Consider the following 1,209-nt stretch of genomic DNA (forward strand, 5'->3'; position numbering starts at 1 on the left):
TATGACCTGGGCTACACACGTGCTACAATGGATAGAACAAAGGGCAGCGAAGCCGCGAGGTGAAGCCAATCCCATAAATCTATTCTCAGTTCGGATTGCAGGCTGCAACTCGCCTGCATGAAGCCGGAATCGCTAGTAATCGCGGATCAGCATGCCGCGGTGAATACGTTCCCGGGCCTTGTACACACCGCCCGTCACACCACGAGAGTTTGTAACACCCGAAGTCGGTGGGGTAACCTTTTGGAGCCAGCCGCCTAAGGTGGGACAGATGATTGGGGTGAAGTCGTAACAAGGTAGCCGTATCGGAAGGTGCGGCTGGATCACCTCCTTTCTAAGGATAATGTCTTTTAGGACATTCGGAATGCGAACCTTCGGTTCGTACTGTTGATGAGCTTGTTTGTTTAGTTTTGAGGGAGCGATTCTCTCAGAACTTTTTTGTTCCTTGAAAACTGGATAATCGTATGTAAGAAGGCAATTGCAATAAAACCGAGTATCGCCATTTTAGTTTTTCTCTCTTTTGATTGAAAAAGAGAAACCTGGCAAGTATTTGCCGCAAGGTTAAGTTAGAAAGGGCGCACGGTGGATGCCTTGGCACTAGGAGCCGATGAAGGACGGGACTAACACCGATATGCTTCGGGGAGCTGTAAGTAAGCTTTGATCCGGAGATTTCCGAATGGGGAAACCCACTGTTCGTAATGGAACAGTATCTTTACCTGAATCCATAGGGTATTGAAGGCAGACCCGGGGAACTGAAACATCTAAGTACCCGGAGGAAGAGAAAGCAAACGCGATTCCCTGAGTAGCGGCGAGCGAAACGGGATTAGCCCAAACCAGAAGGCTTGCCTTCTGGGGTTGTAGGACACTCTATGTGGAGTTACAAAGGAACGGGGTAGATGAAGAGGTCTGGAAAGGCCCGTCAGAGAAGGTAAAAACCCTGTAGTTGAAACTTCGTTCCCTCCTGAGTGGATCCTGAGTACGGCGGGACACGTGAAATCCCGTCGGAAGCAGGGAGGACCATCTCCCAAGGCTAAATACTCCCTAGTGACCGATAGTGAACCAGTACCGTGAGGGAAAGGTGAAAAGCACCCCGGAAGGGGAGTGAAAGAGATCCTGAAACCGTGTGCCTACAAGTAGTCAGAGCCCGTTCATGGGTGATGGCGTGCCTTTTGTAGAATGAACCGGCGAGTTACGATTGCATGCAAGGTTAAG

Annotated in this window: 2 rRNA genes; both read left to right on the plus strand. The window is 50.0% G+C overall.

Going from position 1 to position 1,209, the window contains the following annotated elements:
* Positions 1 to 331 (plus strand): 16S ribosomal RNA (locus WQ57_RS22535); the annotation flags it as partial.
* 225 nt (positions 332 to 556) lie between these two features.
* Positions 557 to 1,209, plus strand: a 23S ribosomal RNA gene (locus tag WQ57_RS22540); the annotation flags it as partial.

It is taken from the genome of Mesobacillus campisalis (assembly GCF_000986785.1).
GTDB lineage: Bacteria > Bacillota > Bacilli > Bacillales > Cytobacillaceae > Mesobacillus_B > Mesobacillus_B campisalis.